Here is a 17,028-nt window from a genome sequence, read left to right as displayed (position 1 = left end):
ATAAAGCGGCGCGCAACTCGAATCGCTGCACGCCCGTCTCGTGAGAGTGCGCCCGCTCTATACGCTCGCGGACGCAAGTTCAACCCTTTAGGGCGTCGACCACGCTCTCGAACCCGGTGGGCAGGCCGTCCTGGGACACGAGGTTCTTCTCGGCGAGATAGTCGGCAATTCCGGCATCGCCCTTGCGCGCACTCCAGTCGCGCAGGGTCGGGCGCTCGCCGATATAGTCGAAGAAGGGCACACCGTACCCGCAGGAGCTTTGCGTTGCCTCGATCGCCATCACGACGATCTGGCGGCTGCCCGGAAGATCCTTGCCGTCGAAATAATTCGCCAGAAGCGTATCGAACTCTTCCGTACCCTTCAAAACCGAACGCCCTGTGCCGAAGAAGCGGACGATCATCGGCTGTTCGTCGAAGGAACAGAACATCATCGTCATCCGCCCGTCCGCCCGCAGATGCGCCGCGGTTTCCGCGCCCGACCCCGTCATGTCGAGATACATCGCCTCGTTCGGCCCGGTGATCCTGAGCGTATCGGCGGTCGGGCGTGGCGAGACGTTCACCCGCGCGCCTACGGCGGCGGTCGCCACAAAGAAAATCCTCTGACGCTCGACAACGCGGCGCAGAGGATCGGTGATGCTCTTGAAAAACTTGGCCATGGGAAACTCCTCCAGAGTTTACCTATAGCCGAAATCCACTTAGCCGAACAGGTTCAGGAACCCGGTGAGCCCGGTGCGGATGATCAGATCCACGAGGAAGAAGAAGGTCGCGGTCAGCGCGGCCATGATGAACACCATCAACGTGGTCAGCATCACCTCACGACGCGTCGGCCAGACGATCTTCGCCGCCTCTGCGCGCACCTGCTGGATGAACTGAATCGGGTTGGTTTTCGTGGCCATCTTTTCGTCCTGAACCTCTGATTACCCGGCGCAGATACGCGAGCGGAACGGCAATTTCAAGCCCGCATGCCCATCGCACGTCCATATTGAAGAGAATGTCCGGTGAAATGGCAGGGGCAGCAGGGTTCGAACCCGCGACCTACGGTTTTGGAGACCGTCGCTCTACCAGCTGAGCTATACCCCTAAGGCCGAGCCACGACCTACGCGAAGGCGAAAAGGTTTGCAAGAGGGTTTCACACCCTTCCGTCGCGGTTTTCGCGCACAGATCACTGTGCCGCGTCTTCCCGTGCCGCGCTCTCGCCTTGCCCCAGCGCGAGCGCTTCCGCCTCATAGCCCGCCGCGATCAACTCACGGATGAAATCCTTTTTCGCCCAGCCGATCTGTTCGAGTTCCATGGCCGCACGATAGGCCGCCACACCCGCCTGCACCTCATGAGCCCGCACCGCAAGCACCGCCTTGTAATAGGTGGCATGCGACAGCTCGGGATTGAGACTCAGGGCGCGTTCCACCGCCTCCTGCGCCACGTCGTCCTGATCGAGCGCCATGGCGACAAAGGCTTTCAGCTCGAAATCCGCCCCCACGGCGCCCTCGGAGGCGGTCAGCACCTCGATCGCCTCCCCCGCCGCCTCGTATTGTTCGTCATCGGCCAGGGCGAGCGCATACCAGTAGCGACTATAGCCGTTGTCCATCTCCGTCCCCATCAACGCTTGCAGCGCCGCCACCGCATCGCCATAGCGATAGAGCCCCATGAGCGCGCGCGCCTTTTCCACATGGGCGTCCGTGAGCTCCGGGTTCAGGGAGATTGCCTTTTCCGCACTGGCCAGAGCCACCATGTTGAAATCCTGCATCCGGAAGGCCATGGCGCGGTACATGTAGAGAAAGGCGCTCTCTGGTGCCTGCTCGAGCGCGCGGGAAATCAGCTGTATCGCCTCGAAGGGCTGATTGAGCGACAAGAGCACACGCGCTTTCACATAGAGCGCGTTGAGGTCGTCGGGATCGAGTCCCAGCGCCCGATCATAGGCCAGCAACGCCCCCGCATAATCGTCGGTCTGGAACAGTTGCCAGCCTTTTTCCCGCAGCGCGTAGCCATATTCCGGCGCCAAAAGCAGCGCGAGATCGAGATACCCCATGGCTTCTTCCGCGCGCGCCATATCCTGGGTGAAAATCACGGTCGCAAGCCCGGCATAGGCTTCTTCGTCGGGCGACAGGGCAAGGGCCTTGCGGAAACTGTCCTCCGCCCCCGCCAGATCCCCCTCCGCTTCGCGCAACCAGCCGTCGAGATTGTAGCCCCCTGCCGTCTCAGGCCGGATGCCCCGCGCCTGGTTTAGCGCGTCGCGCGCGGCACTCATCTCGTCCATCTCGTATTGCGCCCAGGCCAGCGTCAGCAGAACGTCGAATTGCGTTGCCTCGCTGATCCCCGGCATATCGAGCGCGGCCTGACAATTCGCCGCGATCCGCTCCAGCGTATCACTATAATCGAGACAGAGCCGCGCATGATTCTCCTCTGAACCGGTGATCAGCGGAGAGGCCGCAGCCGGTCCTGCCGACAGCAACAGGCAAAGCCCCAGTGCACCGGGGAGCGTGACGATTGGCCGAAATGGAATGCGCAAAATAACCTGCCGTCCAGAATGTTCGCGATCAGGCTACCTGAGCTCTCTCGCCAACGTCAACCTGCACCGCAACCACCCGACACCTAGACCGTCATCGTCGCGGCCGCCGTCGCCCCCCCCCCTCGAACCGACACAAAAGGGCGCCCGGTATGGGACGCCCTTCTCTTTTCTCAACCGGGGTGGGGTCTCATGATCTTTTGCAAGCAAAAGACACTGCCTCCCACCGGTCAGAGTTTCTTTCTCTCCAGCCTCGGGCTCTCATAGCCTTTGCCTTGCAAAGCCAACTGCCACCCGCGGCTTGCACCGTCGCTCTGCGGGTAACACCGTCGCTGTCATCGCCCCGAAACAAAAAGGGCCTCCCGATGGAGGCCCTTTCTATTTCTTAATCAGCAAAGCTGATCAGGCGATGATTTTGGACACCACGCCCGAACCCACGGTGCGGCCGCCTTCGCGGATGGCGAAGCGAAGACCTTCTTCCATCGCGATCGGGGCGATCAGCTCAACCGTGAATTTCAGGTTGTCGCCCGGCATCACCATCTCCGTGCCTTCCGGCAGAACAACGGTCCCGGTCACGTCCGTCGTACGGAAGTAGAACTGCGGACGGTAGTTCGCGAAGAACGGGGTGTGACGGCCACCTTCTTCCTTGGTCAGAATGTAGACCTCGGATTCGAATTTGGTGTGCGGGTTCACGGAGCCCGGTTTACACAGAACCTGACCACGCTCGACGCCTTCACGGTCCACACCGCGCAGCAGGGCGCCGATGTTGTCGCCGGCTTCACCGCGGTCGAGCAGTTTGCGGAACATTTCAACACCGGTACAGGTGGTTTTCTTGGTGTCGCGGATGCCGACGATTTCGATCTCGTCGCCCACGTTGATCACACCGCGTTCCACACGGCCGGTCACAACAGTCCCACGGCCGGAGATCGAGAACACGTCTTCGATCGGCATCAGGAACGGCTGGTCGATCGCACGCTCGGGTTCCGGGATATAGGCGTCGACGGCTTCCATCAGTTCGCGGATCTTGTTCTCGCCGATTTCCGGGTCACGACCTTCGAGAGCGGCCAGAGCGGAGCCCGCGATGATCGGAATATCGTCGCCCGGGAAGTCGTATTCGGACAGAAGTTCGCGAACTTCCATTTCGACCAGCTCCAGAAGCTCTTCGTCGTCGACCTGGTCCACTTTGTTCAGGAACACAACCAGAGCCGGCACGCCGACCTGACGGGCCAGCAGGATGTGCTCACGGGTCTGCGGCATCGGACCGTCAGCCGCGTTCACAACCAGGATACCGCCGTCCATCTGGGCCGCACCGGTGATCATGTTCTTCACGTAGTCGGCGTGGCCGGGGCAGTCGACGTGCGCGTAGTGGCGGTTCGGGGTCTCGTATTCCACGTGGGCCGTGGAGATCGTGATCCCGCGGGCTTTCTCTTCCGGCGCACCGTCGATTTCGTCATAGGCTTTGAAGTCACCGAAGTACTTGGTGATCGCTGCCGTCAGAGTGGTCTTGCCGTGGTCAACGTGGCCGATCGTGCCGATGTTGACGTGCGGTTTGTTACGCTCAAACTTACCTTTAGCCATATCGAGGCGCCTCTTGGTTTGAAGGGCCGGAAATCTGGCCCGAAATTAACATCGCGGGCTAGGTAGTGGCTTCGAACAGGAAAATCAAGCGTCAGTTGCCATTTGCGGCTTCGGTTGCCGCTTCGGGTGCGAGAACTTCGAGCGCGGCCTTGGCTTCCTCCGCATCCGAGCTCTCCGGCGCGATCGGTTCCACCCCAAACCATTGGCCGTTTTCCTGCAACCAACGCTCGACTTTCAGCGCTGCGTTGCGGCTCAGGATCTCAAGTTGCTCCTCTTTCGTGCGCGTGATGCCCGACCCAACCAGCGTCGCCCCGGAGGCGCCTTCAAACACAGTCAGAAGCTTGGGTTTCTCCGTCAGCTTCACCCCTTTCGAATCGTCCCAGATGTTGACGGACAGCACGAGCACGGATTTCGGCGTGAACAAGACCGGAATACCGGGGGCCGCGAGCCCATAGGCGTCCACCTTGATGCCGATGTGATAGAGTTTGTCGCCGTCATACCGGCCGAAACGGGCCTGCATCGCGGATTTCAATTCGGTTTCGATCTCATCTTCACTGGCCGTGCGCGAAAACGGCGCCTTCGTCGCATCCTTGGCGATCACCACGTTATGTCCAAACGCAAAGTCGCCGAGGTTTACCAGGGGTGTCTCTTCCGTCACCTCCTTGGCATCGCTGCAAGCGGTCAGGGCAAGAAGCGTGAGGCCGAGAAATACGCGACGGGCAATGTAAAACACGGGACAGATCCTCCTGATGGTCGGGGGGAATTGGTAACGGCAAAGAGCTCAGGGCGCAACGCTGTTGCTTTTACGCTTTTTCTCGCCCTTATCATCGCCGCAGATCGCCTGCAAATCACGCCAGGCGAGGGGAGACAGCAACGGCTGCTCCTCGCCTTCGAACTCGGCCGCCGCCGCCTCGGCCCGCGTGACGCGGTCGCCAAGTGCCGGGTGAGAGGCGAGATGGGCAGCAAGGCCTTCGCTATCGCCGTATTTCGCCTTCAGCCGTTCGAACAGCGGCGCAAGTGCGCCCGGCGACACCCCGGCCTTGGGCAAAAGCGCATGGGCATAGGCGTCGGCGGCGCTTTCCGCGCCTTGGGAATATTGCGCATTCACAAGCTGATTGACGCCCAGAAGCACCACCGTGCCCCCCGCGAAATCACCGAACACCAGAGACAGCACGCCGAATGTCCCGACCGAACGCAGCGCGTGGCGGGTCGGGTCACGATGCGCGACATGGCCCATCTCATGCGCGATCACGGCGGCGACCTCTTCGGGGGTGTCCGCCGCCTCGATCAACCCGCGCATGACGACGATCCGCCCACCGGGCAGGGCGAAAGCGTTGATCATGTCGTGATCGAGCACAGTGAGCTGCACCGCCTCGCGGTCGAGATCGGAAACCTCAAGCAACCTGGCCTCCATCTCCTCAAGCGCCAGAACGCCCTCTGCCCCGGTGCATTCGTTCAGCGGAAAGACCGTCCCGAAACTGTCGCGCACCTGCTGATAGGTCTTGTCGCCCAGCGCGCGCTCGCCTTCGACCGGCAGACCGGCGGCCAGTTGATCGGCGATCAGCGGAATGAGCGCGAAGACGATGAAGGCGACGGAGGCCATCGCCCCCACGATCAGCCCGATGAGTCGCCCCCTCCCCGTAACCGGGGTCTTGCGTTTGAGATTTGGTGCCTCCGCCTCAAGCGCCGCCCGCAGATGCCCGTCGCGCACATAGAGCCGCGCGGTCGGGGTCATCACATTGCTGTACACCCCCAAGGGCGCCTTGCCCCATGTCAGATCGCCCTGCCCCTCGACATGGCGCAGATGCGACAAGGGCCAGTTCCAGCGCAGCTCTATGCCCGCCTCATCCGTGTAGGAGAGATCGAGCGCGCCATCGCGCAGAAGCGCATAGACCACATGACGCGCCGCCGTCTTGCCATCGACCAGCTCGCATCGCACCCCGTCCGGGATCGGCGCCCAGGGCCCCGCGGCACTCATATCGCCGCCCCCAGATCGAAGGCTTCGGCGATGCCCTCCGCCTGCCCCGCCTCATCGCGGTCGCGCTGACGAATTTGGGCAAGGTGTTCGCCCCCGGTGAGCGACAGGGTGCTGGCGTAATGGCGCCAGGTGGGAAAGACGACGAAACATTGGCGAAAGACGGAAAAGAACAAGAAAGTCACCATATAGAGAAACAATGCGAAAAAGACGGTAATCTCGGCGGAGGGCATGCCCTCCTCACCGATGGAAGTCCCATCGGACACCGCACCCGAGGCGAAGATGCCGAGATCCGAAAGCCCCGGATAGAACGCGACGAGAAGGAGCGAGGCAAGCGCCCCCACGGCAAAGGTCGCCGCCGCAGTCGCGAGGTTGGTGAGAATATAGCCGCCGATGTTGATACCGAGGATGCTCGGAAAGGACAGGTTCGAGATCAGTCCGATGCCCCCCGCCGTCTTGTGATTGGCAAGGTAGCGCAGGGCGACGACCCGGTAGCGAGTATAGAAAAACGCGGCGCCGAGCATGCCGATAAAGATGAACAGCGGCAGCAAGGCGATCACGATGCTTTCGGCATTCGCACTCTCGGCAAACCGCCACGCAATGATTCCGCCCGCCACAGCAGAGCCCCAGACACTGATCAGAACCGGCAGGAAGGGACGCAGCAGTTCGGTCCATTTGCCGCCCTGGTGCAGGCGCTGGTCGCCGAAGAACGTGCGATCCGTGCGGAATTTCTCCAGCTTGAAGGTCATCCGTGGCCACATCAGGCCGAGGCTCACGAGCGCCAGAAGAAGATGCCCCATGGCCACCAGCGCATATCTTCCCGCCGCTGGCTCAAGCGCAAAGCGGATGCCCCGCCAGCGGGTTCGGGCATAGACATAACGCTTGGCCCGGTAGGAGGCGAAATAGACAAGCGGCAGGGCAATCACCGCCGCCACCAGGTAGGCCTCGAAATCCTCGTTGAAGAGCACGTAGGAGGCATAGACCAGCAGAAGCGCCAGCACCCCGATCAACAGCGCAAGAACCACAAGCGCGATGAGAAAACCGGTGAATTTCTCGATCCCCTTGCCGACATATTCCAACGGCGTGCCGTCCGGGCGCACAGCGGCCCAGAAATGCCGCCTGAGCCGGGTCTTCATCCAGAAGCGATAAAAGCCCAGCGTGAACACGGTGAGAATCGCGGTCCAGAGCGAGAGCCTTAAGACCGGCCCCATGCGCCCCTCGAATTCTGTGTTCAACAACTGCGCCATTCAAATCACCTGTCTGGAATCACTGGCCTGAAATCACTGGCCGGGATCTCAGCTAAACTTGTTGTCCCGCGGGAAACCATGCGGCGGTGCCTTGCCGACACCGGCACGTTTGCCGAGCCATTGGGTCATGTCTTTCTCATTGCGGGTATTGCCCCCGCCCATGGTCCAGCTCAGCCCCTGTTCCCAGTCGAAGGTCGTCAGATCGCTCAAGCCGCCATCGAGTTCCAGCATGCCCTGCGCGCCGCGTGCCTGATTGTATTTCTGCAACCGCACGCCCTTGCCGCGCCCAAGTTCGGGCACCTCATCGAGCGGGAAGACAAGGAAGCGACGGTTCTGCGAACAGACGGCGACGTGATCGCCCTTGATCCGGTGCACCACCGTAGCTTTCTCGTCGTCCTTGACGTTCAGCACCTGTTTGCCGGTGCGGGTCTGGGCCACAACATCTTTTTCCGCGATCTGGAAGCCATTGCCTGCGTTGGAAGCGACAAGCAATTTGCTTTCCGGATCGTGCTTGAAGATGTCGACGATCTCCACCTCGTTGGGCAGGTCGATCATCAACCGCACAGGCTCGCCCATGCCGCGCCCGCCGGGGAGGTTGGCGGCCGACAGCGTATAGAACCGCCCGGTCGAGCCCATCAGGATCAGCTTGTCCGTGGTCTCGGCGTGGAAAATGAACCTCGGCCCGTCGCCATCTTTGAATTTCAGCTCGCGGGTCAGGTCGATGTGACCCGACATGGCCCGGATCCAGCCCATTTGCGACAGCACGACAGTGACCGGCTCGCGCTCGATCATCGCTTCCAGCGGCACGTCCTCGACCTCGGCAGCCTCGGCAAATTGCGTCAGACGCGCGCCGCGCGGGCCGTAATCCTTGCCGAATCGTTTCCTGGTCTCTTTCAGCTCGTCAGAAATGCGCACCCATTGCAGCTCTTCCGATCCCAGCAACTCGACCAGCCCAGCCTTCTCTTCCAAAAGCGCATCGCGTTCGCGGATCAGCTCGATCTCTTCGAGACGACGCAAGGACCGCAGGCGCATGTTGAGGATCGCCTCGGCCTGCACCTCGGTCAGCTCGCCCTGGCCTTCAGGGGCGGGCAGCGGGCTGACGTAGTCTTTTTCCGTCATCGCGCGCGGCACGTCGCGGCCCCAAATCTCAGCCATCAAGGCGGCTTTCGGGTCGTCGTCGTAGCGGATGATGTCGATCACGCGGTCGAGATTCAGAAACGCGATGATAAAGCCTTCGAGCACCTCAAGACGGTGGTCGATCTTTTCCAGACGGTGCTGCGAGCGGCGTTGCAACACGACACGCCGGTGATCGAGCCAGGCGCGCAGCACCTCCTTGAGCGAGCAAACTTTCGGCGTCCGCCCGTCGATCAGCACGTTCATGTTGAGCGAGAACCGCGTCTCAAGGTCCGAGTTGCGGAACAGCGTGTTCATCAACACATCCGGATCGACGTTTTTCGACTTCGGCTCAAGGACCACGCGAATGTCCTCGGCGCTCTCATCGCGCACGTCGGCCAGAATCGGCACTTTCTTGGTCTGGATCAGCTCGGCGAGTTTCTCGATCAGCTTCGACTTTTGAACCTGATAGGGAATTTCGGTCACGACAATCTGCCAGACACCGCGCCCCAGATCCTCGACCTCCCATTTCGCCCGCAGGCGGAAGGAACCCCGCCCCGTGGCATAGGTCTTCGCCATGCTTTCACGTGGCTCGACGATGATGCCGCCCGTCGGGAAATCCGGGCCTTTGACGTAGTTCAAAAGGGTCTCGTCGCGCACATCCGGCGTCTTGATCATATGCAGCGAGGCGTCGATCAGCTCGGCAATATTGTGCGGCGGAATGTTCGTCGCCATGCCGACCGCGATGCCCGACGAGCCATTGGCCAGAAGATTCGGGAAGGCGGCGGGCAACACCTCAGGCTCGCGCAGCGTGCCGTCGTAGTTGTCGCGATAATCGACGGCATCTTCGTTCAAGCCTTCGAGCAACGCCTCGGCGGCAATGGTCATCCGCGCCTCGGTGTAGCGGGACGCCGCCGGGTTATCGCCGTCGATGTTGCCAAAGTTCCCCTGACCGTCGACCAGCGGATAGCGGACGTTGAAATCCTGCGCCAGACGCGCCATCGCATCGTAAATCGCGGCGTCGCCATGCGGGTGATAGTTGCCCATCACGTCGCCGGAGATTTTCGCGGATTTGCGGAATCCCCCGGTGGCGGACAGCCGCAACTCGCGCATCGCGTAAAGGATACGCCGATGCACGGGCTTCAAACCGTCGCGCGCATCGGGCAGCGCCCGGTGCATGATCGTCGAGAGCGCATATTGCAAATAGCGCTCGCCGATCGCACGGCGCAAAGGTTCGAAGCTCTCGCCCTGCGGCGCGTCTTCGTGTTCGGGGTCTTGGGTCAAATCACTGCTCATGGGAACGATGAATAGCCGCCCGCCCCGGACCGGGCAAGCGCATCTGATCCCCTCCCGACCGCCGCACCCAAGTTAGGTGGAAGAACGCGGAACTTTTCCCCATGTCAGGCGTTAACACCTGAGATACAGTAAGAGGAACAAGCTGGGGGGCTTGGATATGCTGCGTTTGAGTTTGATCACATTGTGCGGTCTGTGGGCCGCCCTCATGGTTTTCGGTCGAGATTTGTCCCCGTCGGAACAGGCCGCTTATGACGCACATCAGGCGGCGAAAGAGCCGCTCATGGCGCAGATCTCCGACACATTCACCGCAGCCTTCGGCAGTTCGCCCGCGCGTCAGGGCGAGTATGTCCCGACCCTGGCCGAACTCAAAGCCGCGACGCCAGAGCCGAACGCCACTCAGCCGCTTGTCCATCAGGCCCGCCTGACGGGCGATGAGATTTCCGGCCTGACGGCACAGCCCGCCACTTACATGCCGCAAATCGCCACCACCACGGTCACCCACCCGGAAAAGATGGCCGCCGTGCTGACCGCCTCCACCGAACCGGACATGCTGCTCCAACAGGTCACCGCGAGCCGCGTCAACGTGCGCTCCGGCCCCTCGACCATGAATGAGGTTCTGGGCCAGGTGGTGCGTGCGGACATCGTGCGCGTGATTTCTCCGGTCGAAAACGGCTGGGTCAAAATCTCTGTCGAGGGCGACGGGGTCGAAGGGTACATGTCCGCGAAATTCCTCGCCGACCTGCCTCACTGAAATATCAGGCGAAAGACGTTTCCCTCAACGTCTTTCATAAGATAAGCCTTTCCCGGATCTCCCGGGAAAGGCTTTTTCATGCGCACCATTCTGATCACCGGCTGCTCCAGCGGCATCGGCCATCATGCGGCCCATCACCTGAAATCCCTGGGCTGGCGGGTGTTCGCCACCTGCCGATCCGAAGAAGATGTGACCCGCCTGAGCGCCGAGGGGCTTGAGAGCCTGCGGCTCGATTACGAAGACCCGGCTTCAATTGAGGCGGCCTGGACGGAGATCATGACGCGCACCGGTGGCACGCTCGATGCGCTCTTCAACAACGGCGCCTATGCAATCCCCGCGCTGATTGAGGACCTGCCCGTCGCGGCGCTGCGCCAGCATTTCGAGGCCAATCTCTTTGGCTGGCACGACCTCACGCAGCGCGCCGTGCGCGTGATGCGCGAACAGGGACACGGGCGAATCGTGCAATGTTCCTCCGTGCTGGGCTTCATGACGACGAAATTCCGTGGCTCCTATTCGGCAACGAAACATGCGCTCGAGGCGCTGACCACCGCGCTGCGACTTGAGATGCGCGGCACCGATGTGCATGTCTCGCTCATCCAGCCCGGTCCGATCCGCACCGATTTCCGGCTCAATTCGCGCAAGCAGTTCGACCGCTGGATCGACTGGCGCAACAGCCCGCAATCTGCCCGTTACACCAAACTCACGACGCGTCTCTATGCTGAAACGACGAAACCCGACGCCTTCGAACTCGGTCCCGAAGCGGTCACGGCGAAGCTCCTGCGCGCACTTGAAGATCGCAATCCGAAGGCCCGCTACCCGGTGACCAAAGTCACCGTGTTCACCGCGCTCGCCCTGCGCGTCCTGCCCGCCCGGCTCAGCGAATGGATCATGGCGAAAGGCTAGGCTCCGGCCGGCAAACGCGCTATCTCTGATACAGACGTCCCGCAATTCGGTACGGCAAACGACACGGAACTCAGCGAGGAGGAGCCGCTCATGTCCGACACTTTTCTTACCGTCATCTTCGCGGCCTGTCTCGTCGTCGTGCTGATTCTCGCCTTTGGTATCGCCCAGTTCGGACGCGGCGGAGTCGAGGGGGCGAAACGCTCCAACAAACTCATGCAGGCCCGTATCCTCGCGCAATTGGGCGCGGTGATCCTCGTCGTGATCTACGTGGCCCTGCGCAAATCTGGAAACTGACATGGTTGTTCTGAACAAGATTTACACCCGCACCGGCGACAAGGGCGACACCTCTCTGGGCGATATGTCCCGCGCACCGAAACATGCGACCCGCGTGTCCTCTTACGGCACGGTCGACGAAACCAATTCGATCCTCGGCCTTGCCCGGCTCCATGCAGAAGGCGAGACCGACGCGGCCCTGTCCCGCATTCAAAACGACCTGTTCGATCTGGGGGCCGATCTGGCACGCCCGAACATGGCCGCCGATTCCGAGGCCGGCTACCCGGTCCTGCGGATCATCGACGCACAGGTCGACCGGCTGGAAACCGAGATTGACGCCATGACCGCCGTGCTCGAACCGCTCAAGAGCTTTATCCTGCCGGGCGGCTCCCCGCTGTCGGCGTATCTGCACCATGCCCGCACCGTGGCGCGGCGCGCCGAGCGGATCGCAACCGAACTGGCTGCGGAGGAAAACGGCGACGTGAATCCGGCGGCGATCAAATATCTCAACAGGCTCTCCGACTGGCTGTTCTGTGCCGCACGGATGGCGAATGACGATGGCCGGGCGGATGTGCTTTGGGTGCCGGGGGCAAACCGGTAAGCCATTTCACCCAAATGACGCTGCGACACAAAATGTCCCGAACGTGACGTTCGGGATGCGTCTTTTTGCCGTTGGGGGCTATTTTCTGCGCAAGCAAACGGCTAACAACAGGGCCGGAGAGCTTTTGGGCGCCCTGAGGGGCAGACAGCTATAGGGAGTTTACGCATGAAGGTATTGGTACCTGTTAAACGCGTGATCGACTACAACGTGAAGGTCAAGGTTAAGACCGACGGCACGGGTGTCGATCTTGCGAACGTGAAGATGTCGATGAACCCGTTCGACGAGATCGCGGTCGAAGAGGCCATTCGTCTCAAGGAGGCCGGCGTGGCTTCCGAGGTGGTCGTGGTGTCGATCGGCGAGAAGAAATCCGTGGATACGATCCGCAACGCGCTCGCCATGGGCGCGGATCGCGGCATTCTGGTCGAAGAGGATCAGGGCGTCGAGATCGAGCCGCTGGCGGTGGCAAAGATCCTCGCCAAGATCGTCGCGGAGGAGGCGCCCGAACTGGTGATCCTCGGCAAGCAGGCGATCGACAACGACATGAACGCCACCGGTCAGATGCTGGCAGCCCTTCTCGGCTGGGGTCAGGCGACCTTTGCCTCCGAGGTGCTGATCTCCGAGGGCAAGGCGGTGGTGACCCGCGAGGTGGACGGCGGGCTTCAGACGATTTCCGTCACTCTTCCGGCCATCGTGACGACGGACCTGCGTCTCAACGAGCCGCGCTATGCTTCTTTGCCGAACATCATGAAGGCGAAGAAGAAGCCGCTCGACGAGAAGACCGCCGCCGATTACGGCGTCGACACCACGCCGCGCCTGACGGTCGTGAAAACCGAAGAACCCGCGGCGCGCGAAGCCGGGATCAAGGTCGGCTCGGTCGATGAACTCATTGCGAAACTCAAAGAGGGAGGTCTCGTCTGATGGCTGTTCTCTGTCTTGCGGATGTGGCGGGCGGCGCGGTCGCGCTCGACGCCACCGCGAAAGCCGTCTCGGCTTCGGCGAAACTGGGCGATGTGACGCTTCTCGTGTGCGGTGCACGGGGCGAAGAGGCCGCGAAGATCGACGGCGTGGCCAGGGTTCTGGTCGCCGATGACGCGGCCTATGCCCACGGGCTGGCGGAAAACCTTGCCGATCTGATCGTGTCTCTGGCGGGTGGCTACAGCCACATCACCGCCGCCGCGACGACGACGGGCAAGAACGTCCTGCCGCGGGTTGCGGCGCTTCTGGATGTGATGGTTCTGACCGATGTGACCTCCGTGGTGGATGCGGATACGTTCCAGCGCCCGGTCTATGCCGGCAACGCGATTCAGACGGTACGCTCGAAAGATGAAAAGAAGGTTATCACCTTCCGCACTTCGACCTTCGAGGCGGCGGGCAGCGGCGGTTCCGCGGCGATCGAGGCGGCCTCGGGCGCGGGGGACACCGGCCTGTCGGCCTTTGTCGAGGACAAGGTGGCGGAAAGCGACCGCCCGGAACTGACCAGCGCGAAGATCGTCGTCTCGGGCGGGCGCGGTGTCGGCTCGGAGGAGAGCTTTGCGATCATCGAGGCGCTCGCCGACAAGCTCGGCGCGGCCGTGGGCGCGTCGCGTGCAGCGGTCGACAGCGGGTTTGCGCCGAACGACTGGCAGGTCGGCCAGACCGGCAAGGTGGTAGCGCCCGAGCTTTACATCGCCTGCGGCATCTCGGGTGCGATCCAGCACCTCGCGGGGATGAAGGATTCCAAGGTGATCGTCGCGATCAACAAGGACGAAGAAGCCCCGATCTTCCAGGTCGCAGACTTCGGCCTCGTCGCGGATCTCTTCGACGCCGTGCCAGAATTGACCGAGAAGCTTTAAGCAAAGCAGCACCATGACAACAAAAAGCCCGCCAAAACGGCGGGCTTTTTGCTGTCCGGCTCGCTCTTTCGTGTTTCACACATACGGAGCAAGCGCATCCTGAAGAGCTTCTGCAGCTCTGGAATGAACAACGGGGCCAAGCATCTCGCGCGCCGCCGGGGCGTCCAGGTCGGAATACACCATGAGGTCGTAGCCCTGTGCGATCTCATCGTGCGTGGCGACCACTTCCACCACATCTTTGACCAGAGGGCGGATCTCCTCGATCATCTCGCGATTGACGAACAACGGGTCGACGCCGATCGCATCGCAGGCCGCTCCGTCATCCGGAGAATGGTCGGAAATCCAGAGCAGCATCACATCCCCGTGCAGCTTCATGGCCATGGTGCGCATTCGCGCTACCCAGGCGTCACGCAATTCCTGACGCACCATGAAGAATTTCTCGTCGGAAACGTGAGCCAGCGTCTGCAACAGATGCCGCGTGAAGTTGAAATCCGTGAAATCGACCTCACGATAGATCGTCCGTAGAAGGGTCGAGGCGCGCAGAAAACGGTCGTTGCGCCGCTGATGCACCGCATAGAAGCGGTTTGACATGTTCTGCGCGCCGGAGATTTGCAATACGGTCATTTTCGAGTGCTTGCAGATGTCGAGCACGGTTTCGTCGCTCAGAAACACATCGACACCGGCGTTGACGCAGCCGAGGTTCACGGTCTCGACCCCCGCACCGGCCTCGACCAGATCGGCAAAGGGCACCTCGACATATTTTCCATAGGTCTCGGTCCCACCCAAAAAGGCGACATAGGGTTCATCGAGATCCTTTTGCGGTCCCCGAAAGAGAAGTTTCGATTTGCCATAGCGGCAAGGCGTATAGTTGAGGGCGCCTTCGCCCATATTCTGGTAAGCCATGTGTCCACCCACTGGTTCGTATTTTCACCCGAAGCGCAGAGTCGCAGAGACAAGTTTCGAAATCGCTAAACTGACAATTCATCGTGAATTTTACAGGTCAGCTTCGCTGCCTTACCCCTTGAACCAAGCCTCACCGGGCGCGTAAGCTCTGGCCAAATCGTTACAGCGAGAAGTGTCTGGGAGAAGCGGTATGGGCATCAGCAAAGTGGGCGTCGTCGGCGCCGGTCAGATGGGCAACGGGATCGCGCATGTCTTCGCGCTCGGGGGATATGAGGTGCTCCTCAATGACATCTCTCAGGACGCTCTGGACAAGGCCGTCGCAACCGTCACGCGGAATCTCGACCGGCAGGTCTCGCGCGAGAAAATCACGCAGGGCGAACGGGATGCCGCACTTGCACGGATCACCACGACACTCAAACTCGAGGAGCTTGGGCAGTCCGATCTGGTGATCGAAGCCGCGACCGAGCGCGAGGACGTCAAGAACGCGATTTTCGGACGCCTTCTGCCACATCTGAAACCCGAGACGATCCTGACTTCGAACACCTCGTCGATCTCGATCACCCGCCTTGCCTCGCGCACGGACCGACCGGAAAAATTCATGGGGTTCCACTTCATGAATCCGGTGCCGGTGATGAAGCTCGTCGAACTCATTCGCGGCATCGCCACCGATGAAGAGACCTACAAGACGCTTCTGGCCGTGGTCGAATCGCTCGGCAAAACCGCCGCCAGCGCCGAGGATTTCCCGGCCTTCATCGTGAACCGCATCCTGATGCCGATGATCAACGAGGCGGTTTATACGCTTTATGAGGGAGTCGGTTCGGTCAAATCCATCGACGAGTCGATGAAACTCGGGGCAAACCATCCAATGGGGCCGCTGGAGCTTGCCGATTTCATCGGGCTCGACACCTGTCTGGCGATCATGAACGTGTTGCACGACGGGTTGGCGGATACGAAATACCGGCCCTGTCCGCTTTTGACGAAATATGTCGAGGCCGGGTGGCTCGGGCGGAAAACCCAGCGGGGCTTCTACGATTACCGGGGCGAAACGCCGGTGCCGACGCGCTAAACTTGGCGCAAAACAAAGGGGCCTCAAGGGCCCCTTTTTCCTGTCGGATTTGCGTCGGACTTCTGTCGGACTTTTGTCGGGCAGTTTTTGCCCCGCCTCAGTCCGTGCGCCCGCCCAAAGCCAGCGTGTGCGAGCGCATCCAGTCCATGAACTCGCGGGTCTTCGATTGCCACGGTTCGAGATCGACGGGCGTCAGCGGATCGCCGATGACCGGCGACTGCGGCTTGTCGAGCGCATGAGCGATCTCATGCAGCAAGAGCCCCTGACGGAAGCTCGCCGCAATCTTGTCGGCGATCTGATAGAGCCGCGTGTTGCGCCCCGGGAAATAGATCGGCAACACGGTCGCACCGGATTTCAGCACCATCTTGGCGGTGAACGGGTTCCACGGTTTTTCCTTCACCGGCCCCCACCAGGTCTCTGACGAGGCCACGGCGCCGGCCGGGAAAAGGATGATCACGCCACCCGCCTTGAGGGTCGCCATCGCCTCGTTGCGCATCTTGATCGACTCGCGGTGGCTGTCGGGTTCGTGCGGAAACGGCACCGGCAACATGAACGGGTCGATTTCCTGAATGCCGGTCAGAAGCGAGCGGGTCAGGATCTTGTAATCGGTGCGCACCTGGCCGATCAGCTCAGCCATCACCAGACCGTCGACCAGACCGTGCGGGTGGTTGGCCACCACGACGAGCGGGCCGGTGGCGGGGATCTTGGCGATCTGCTCAGCGGGGGTCTTCACCTCGATCCCCATGACCTTGAGGGCCTGGGTAAAGAACGGCTGACCCATCGGCGTGCCCATCCGCTCAAACCGTCGAATGCGGCGCAGCAGGGGCAGTTTTCCGGTCACCCATTCGATGGTGCGGATCACCGCGACCTTGGACGGGTCGGAAAACGTCCCGGCATAGGACAGCTTGCGCCCGTCATAGCGCACGAAATCCGGGTCACCTGGTTTCGGGGCGTGGATCTCCGTCCCTTGGTCTTCGGGGTGAGACAC

General features: G+C 61.4%; 17 protein-coding genes and 1 tRNA gene. 7 read left to right on the top strand and 11 right to left on the bottom strand.

The window, feature by feature from the left end; genetic code table 11:
* Positions 1 to 79: 79 nt before the first annotated feature.
* From CEW89_RS14985 to CEW89_RS14945, 9 genes are all read right to left on the bottom strand, one after another.
* Positions 80 to 655, bottom strand: a complete 576-nt coding sequence (locus tag CEW89_RS14985; protein WP_096806445.1) for a pyridoxamine 5'-phosphate oxidase family protein — start codon at positions 653 to 655, stop codon at positions 80 to 82.
* Positions 656 to 694: 39 nt separating this feature from the next.
* Positions 695 to 895, bottom strand: a complete 201-nt coding sequence (gene secE, locus CEW89_RS14980; RefSeq protein WP_066707241.1) for a preprotein translocase subunit SecE — start codon at positions 893 to 895, stop codon at positions 695 to 697.
* 108 nt (positions 896 to 1,003) lie between these two features.
* Positions 1,004 to 1,079 (bottom strand) — tRNA-Trp (locus CEW89_RS14975).
* A gap of 82 nt (positions 1,080 to 1,161) precedes the next feature.
* Positions 1,162 to 2,505 carry a tetratricopeptide repeat protein gene (locus CEW89_RS14970; RefSeq protein WP_157779876.1) on the bottom strand — a complete coding sequence of 448 codons (1,344 nt, stop codon included), beginning with the start codon at positions 2,503 to 2,505 and terminating at the stop codon, positions 1,162 to 1,164.
* Between the two features lie 399 nt (positions 2,506 to 2,904).
* The gene (tuf, locus tag CEW89_RS14965; RefSeq protein WP_066707018.1) at positions 2,905 to 4,080 is read right to left on the bottom strand and encodes an elongation factor Tu; all 1,176 of its coding nucleotides are present in this window, start codon (positions 4,078 to 4,080) and stop codon (positions 2,905 to 2,907) included.
* Between the two features lie 91 nt (positions 4,081 to 4,171).
* Positions 4,172 to 4,813, bottom strand: a complete 642-nt coding sequence (locus tag CEW89_RS14960; protein WP_096806443.1) for a hypothetical protein — start codon at positions 4,811 to 4,813, stop codon at positions 4,172 to 4,174.
* Positions 4,814 to 4,861: 48 nt separating this feature from the next.
* On the bottom strand, positions 4,862 to 6,058 hold the full coding sequence (locus tag CEW89_RS14955; protein WP_096806442.1) for a M48 family metallopeptidase: 1,197 nt from the start codon (positions 6,056 to 6,058) through the stop codon (positions 4,862 to 4,864).
* Positions 6,055 to 7,302 (bottom strand): DUF898 family protein, encoded by a 1,248-nt coding sequence (locus tag CEW89_RS14950; protein WP_096806441.1) that lies wholly within the window; start codon positions 7,300 to 7,302, stop codon positions 6,055 to 6,057. The genes CEW89_RS14955 and CEW89_RS14950 overlap by 4 nt, the downstream gene beginning before the upstream one ends.
* Before the next feature lie 48 nt (positions 7,303 to 7,350).
* On the bottom strand, positions 7,351 to 9,711 hold the full coding sequence (locus tag CEW89_RS14945; protein WP_096806440.1) for a DNA topoisomerase IV subunit A: 2,361 nt from the start codon (positions 9,709 to 9,711) through the stop codon (positions 7,351 to 7,353).
* 205 nt (positions 9,712 to 9,916) lie between these two features.
* On the opposite strand from CEW89_RS14945, the gene CEW89_RS14940 reads away from it, so the two are divergent.
* The 6 genes from CEW89_RS14940 (at position 9,917) to CEW89_RS14915 (ending at position 14,071) form a co-directional block, all read left to right on the top strand.
* A complete protein-coding gene (locus tag CEW89_RS14940) occupies positions 9,917 to 10,462 on the top strand; it encodes an SH3 domain-containing protein (protein WP_157779875.1) in 546 nt (181 codons plus the stop codon).
* Between the two features lie 78 nt (positions 10,463 to 10,540).
* Positions 10,541 to 11,365, top strand: coding sequence for an SDR family NAD(P)-dependent oxidoreductase (locus CEW89_RS14935; RefSeq protein ID WP_096806438.1), 825 nt, complete (start codon positions 10,541 to 10,543; stop codon positions 11,363 to 11,365).
* A gap of 90 nt (positions 11,366 to 11,455) precedes the next feature.
* A complete protein-coding gene (locus CEW89_RS14930) occupies positions 11,456 to 11,659 on the top strand; it encodes a twin transmembrane helix small protein (protein ID WP_066707267.1) in 204 nt (67 codons plus the stop codon).
* Position 11,660: 1 nt separating this feature from the next.
* Complete coding sequence (locus CEW89_RS14925; RefSeq protein ID WP_096806437.1) at positions 11,661 to 12,239, top strand: cob(I)yrinic acid a,c-diamide adenosyltransferase; 579 nt, start codon at positions 11,661 to 11,663, stop codon at positions 12,237 to 12,239.
* A 165-nt stretch (positions 12,240 to 12,404) separates the two neighbouring features.
* Positions 12,405 to 13,157: an electron transfer flavoprotein subunit beta/FixA family protein gene (locus tag CEW89_RS14920; protein WP_066704797.1), complete on the top strand. Its 753-nt coding sequence runs from the start codon at positions 12,405 to 12,407 to the stop codon at positions 13,155 to 13,157.
* On the top strand, positions 13,157 to 14,071 hold the full coding sequence (locus CEW89_RS14915) for an electron transfer flavoprotein subunit alpha/FixB family protein (RefSeq protein WP_096806436.1): 915 nt from the start codon (positions 13,157 to 13,159) through the stop codon (positions 14,069 to 14,071). The genes CEW89_RS14920 and CEW89_RS14915 overlap by 1 nt, the downstream gene beginning before the upstream one ends.
* Positions 14,072 to 14,146: 75 nt before the next feature.
* Here CEW89_RS14915 and CEW89_RS14910 read toward each other — a convergent pair whose 3' ends face one another.
* Complete coding sequence (locus tag CEW89_RS14910; protein WP_066708026.1) at positions 14,147 to 14,974, bottom strand: DUF6473 family protein; 828 nt, start codon at positions 14,972 to 14,974, stop codon at positions 14,147 to 14,149.
* A 190-nt stretch (positions 14,975 to 15,164) separates the two neighbouring features.
* Between CEW89_RS14910 and CEW89_RS14905 the strand changes: the two genes are divergently transcribed.
* Entirely contained in the window at positions 15,165 to 16,040 is an 876-nt protein-coding gene (locus CEW89_RS14905; protein ID WP_096806435.1) for a 3-hydroxybutyryl-CoA dehydrogenase, read from the top strand.
* A 97-nt stretch (positions 16,041 to 16,137) separates the two neighbouring features.
* Here the strand turns inward: CEW89_RS14905 and CEW89_RS14900 are convergent, their stop codons facing one another.
* Entirely contained in the window at positions 16,138 to 17,028 is an 891-nt protein-coding gene (locus tag CEW89_RS14900; RefSeq protein ID WP_096806434.1) for a lysophospholipid acyltransferase family protein, read from the bottom strand.

The sequence above is a fragment of the Celeribacter ethanolicus genome (assembly GCF_002407265.1).
Taxonomy (GTDB): domain Bacteria; phylum Pseudomonadota; class Alphaproteobacteria; order Rhodobacterales; family Rhodobacteraceae; genus Celeribacter; species Celeribacter ethanolicus.
Note: the sequence above shows the minus strand (reverse complement) of the source record. Positions and strands in the feature narration are given on the sequence as shown.